Genomic DNA, 3,405 nt, shown 5'->3' on the forward strand with positions numbered 1-3,405 from the left:
GCTCGGATGGCTATGCAGCCGCTGCATATTGGTCGAACGCCATCAAGGTCAACGGTGTTTCGTCGATCAATTTCGACGGTGTTGTGGTGCCTGGCACGGGTGCCATCGCGGGCAATGGTGTTGATGTCGAAGGACTTCCGTCGTCGACGGCTTGCTCGGGAGGCCCGTGTTACGGGGTTCAATACAACTTTGTAAATTGCACCTTCAATTTCGGTAGTGTCGGGATCACCTATGGCAACTATGTCCAGGGCGTTGCTGTCGCAAATTCCAACTTTACCGGCGGTCACTTCGGCATCTTCTCGAACACCAGCCAGACCGGCGTTCTGGCCCAACTGAGCGTAGCGAACAGTCAGTTCGCCAACACCAACGCTGCGATCTCCCTAAACACCAATGTTTCCGGTGTCCTGGTGACCTCCAGCGTCTTTATCTCGTCGAGCGCGTCGAGCACCGGCATCAACGGGATTATGAACGAGTTTTCGATCCTAGGGAATTTGTTCACCGCGTCCTCGACCTCGGGCACGTTTGCCGTCTCTGCGGCGAGTGGCAGCGCCTTTGGTGTGATCACGGGCAATGACTTCGTGAGCTATGGCACGGCGATCAACATCGCGAATACGGCCAGCCCGGTGAACGTGCAGTCGAACGAATACACCGGCAACACCACCAACACGGTTCCGGCAGCGACGACCGGAGCGGTCAAGATTGGCGGCGGGTCGGCGTAACCCGCCTCGCARTCGCGCCGGCAAAATCCAAAACCTGAACACCTGCCCGCAAGGGCGGAAAGGACCATCCATGTCCATTGTGTACCCGAGCGGGCACGATCTCGCGCCGCTGTTCCCGCTCGGCAAGGCAAACCTCGGCCCGTTCCTGGCGGCTCTGCCGAAGGCTGGGGACGTCCTCGGCAGCGTGCTTCGGCTTGGCCACTTCATCGGCCAGTGCGGCATCGAGAGCGACTATTTCAAGACCTATCAGGAGTATGCCAGCGGCGCCGCCTACGAAGGCCGCGCCGATCTCGGCAACACGCATCCTGGCGATGGCATCCGGTACAAGGGACGCGGGCCGATTGAGCTGACCGGCAGAGCGAACTATCGAGCGGCGACGCCCTTCGTCCGCGCGCTGCTTGGCTGTCCGGACCTCGATCTCGAGGCGACACCTGAAATCGTCGCCGCCAGTCGCGCGGTCGGATTCGCGACCTCGCTTTGGTATTGGGAGAAGCACAACCTCAACCTCTACGCCGACCGCAACGATGCGGCGGCGGTGAGCCGTGGCGTCAATCGCGGCAATCCCCTGTCGGACAAGCCGGCCAATGCCGAGGCTGATCGCATTGCCCTGACACGTCGTGTCGTCGCCGGCCTCGAAGTATTGCAGCAGACCGCGCCGCATCGGCTCGCCTGACCAATCCGCGCCGGCCGGTCGCCGGCAATCACGACAAGGAGAAGACCGATGACGGTCCGAGCAATGTTCTACGTCACCGAAATGAACCATCGCACCACGGGAGACCCGACGGCGGTGAACGTCCAGATCAAGCTGAGTGCCGCTTTCGGCTCGTATCTGAAGGGCTTGCCTGAGGGTAACCGTGACTGGTCCAAGTACACCCCCGTCTGGCGATCTTTCGATCACGATCACCAATCCTGCTGTCATCGAGCAATTCGAACTTGGCGAAGTCTATTCGCTGACGTTCGAAAAGGCCGAGAAGACCCCGGCAGCATAAGCCGACCCCGAGCCCGGTCGGGTGAACCGGGCATCCCCCCAAAGAAGGAAACTGTTCATGAAACTGCTGTTCGCGGCAGCGGCGATGCTCGCGCTCGCCGGCTGCGCTAATGTCACCAGCGCGATCGACACCGTCACGCAGGCCAAGGTCTCGCCCGCCGCGGTCTCGATCGCCGTCAACGCATTCGACGCCGTGAAGGTCACGGCCAAGAACTATGTCGTCTATTGCACGCCCGTCCCTGCGCCGGTCGGCTGCGACGACACCACAATTCAGACCAAGCTGGATCCGGCAATCAAGGCCGGGACTACGGCGCGCAACTCGCTTGAGGACTTCCTGGCCTCGCACCCCGGCGAACTCGGCGGCGCGGGCGTCTATGACGCTCTGACCACCTCCACCGAAACCATCCAACAGATCGTCTCGGCCTTCCACGGCTGAACGTCGAACAATCAAGGAGCTACCCCGTGAACTGGTCCGCTTTCGCAGCCATGATGYAAACCCTGCTGTCGTTGATCCCGCTGATCACCAGCTCGGCCAAGATCAATGAGATCATCGCTCAGCTGATCAACATCATCCCCGTCGCCCTCCAGGAGGCGCAGGACGTTGTGCCCCTGATCCGAAATATCATCTCCGCGCTGTCGAACAGCGGCGCGGTCACGCCCGACCAGGTTGCAGCGCTCAAGGCTCTCGATGCCGAGATCGACGCCTCCTATGCCGCCGCGCTCACCGCCTACCTGGCGGCGCGACGCCCTCAGACGCCGGCGGCGCAGTAGCGTTTGCCGGCGGTTCTCAAATTTCGAAGGGACTCGCTTCCATGAAATGGCTGAACACCAACACGCTGCACAACGCCCTCAACGTGCTGATCTGGCTTCCCGCGGCGATCGCAGGCTTCCTAACCGCCACGGGTTGCACGACGCTCGCGAGCGGCGGCTTCGATTGCGCAGCTTCGTGGCTACCGCCGCAGGACGCCCTGTGGATCGCCGCCTTCTCCGGCTTCCTCAAGACGCTCATCAACCTGCAGCGTGACGGCCTCGCCGGCCTGATCAAGCCGCAGCCACCGCTGAAATGACATTGGCGCCGGCTCTCCGGGGCCGGCGCCATCCAATCCATGAAAGTGCTGATCCGGTGAACAGATGGCATCGAAACTTGACGAGATTTCGGAGGCCATTGGCGGCCTGCGAGCGGAAGTGGCGGCATTGCGCCGCGACTTCACCGACAGCACGCGTCGAGCGGATGATCATCGGGCCAGCATCCACAAGCGTGTTGACGACCTGGTGCACGATGTCGGTGAGGCAAAAACCAGCATCGAGACGATGAAGGCCGATGTCACCGACAGCAAGGAAATCACCGACGAATTCAAGGAGTGGAAGCAGCGCGGCATCGGCGCCCTGTTCGTGGCAGGCATTGCCGGCACTGCCGTCGGCGGGACCGCCGTCGGCTTCATCGCCTATTGGTGGGACGTCATCTTGAAGGTGCTGCGCACCCCCTGATCTTGCCCATATCATTTCCAGTCTCCCCATTGGCTTCAGCCAGAGGGGTTCTCTTGTTTGCGTTTCAGACCATGTCGCCGTGGCTTTCGTTCCCGCATGAAGTCCAGTCGAAATTCACTCGCTCCTGACCGAACGGCTCTTCTGAACTTGCGAATAGAAGTAATGGACTCGCCGTTATAATTAAGATATTGCTAATTTGAGGGGCAAGAA

7 protein-coding genes are annotated in these 3,405 nt (G+C 61.0%); all 7 read left to right on the forward strand.

Going from position 1 to position 3,405, the window contains the following annotated elements; translation table 11 throughout:
- Positions 1 to 719, forward strand: a 719-nt coding sequence (locus ACXJ7R_RS27905) for a hypothetical protein (RefSeq protein ID WP_457154640.1), incomplete at its 5' end; no start/stop codon positions are given.
- Positions 720 to 789: 70 nt separating this feature from the next.
- Entirely contained in the window at positions 790 to 1,392 is a 603-nt protein-coding gene (locus tag ACXJ7R_RS27910) for a glycoside hydrolase family 19 protein (protein WP_457154641.1), read from the forward strand.
- 181 nt (positions 1,393 to 1,573) lie between these two features.
- On the forward strand, positions 1,574 to 1,708 hold the full coding sequence (locus ACXJ7R_RS27915) for a hypothetical protein (RefSeq protein ID WP_457154642.1): 135 nt from the start codon (positions 1,574 to 1,576) through the stop codon (positions 1,706 to 1,708).
- Positions 1,709 to 1,765: 57 nt separating this feature from the next.
- Positions 1,766 to 2,143, forward strand: coding sequence for a hypothetical protein (locus tag ACXJ7R_RS27920; protein ID WP_457154643.1), 378 nt, complete (start codon positions 1,766 to 1,768; stop codon positions 2,141 to 2,143).
- 26 nt (positions 2,144 to 2,169) lie between these two features.
- The gene (locus ACXJ7R_RS27925; protein ID WP_457154644.1) at positions 2,170 to 2,478 is read left to right on the forward strand and encodes a hypothetical protein; all 309 of its coding nucleotides are present in this window, start codon (positions 2,170 to 2,172) and stop codon (positions 2,476 to 2,478) included.
- A gap of 41 nt (positions 2,479 to 2,519) precedes the next feature.
- Entirely contained in the window at positions 2,520 to 2,774 is a 255-nt protein-coding gene (locus tag ACXJ7R_RS27930; RefSeq protein WP_457154645.1) for a hypothetical protein, read from the forward strand.
- A gap of 64 nt (positions 2,775 to 2,838) precedes the next feature.
- Positions 2,839 to 3,195, forward strand: coding sequence for a DUF1515 family protein (locus tag ACXJ7R_RS27935; RefSeq protein WP_457154646.1), 357 nt, complete (start codon positions 2,839 to 2,841; stop codon positions 3,193 to 3,195).
- The last annotated feature ends 210 nt before the right edge of the window (positions 3,196 to 3,405 follow it).

It is taken from the genome of Mesorhizobium sp. P5_C1 (genome assembly GCF_054049815.1).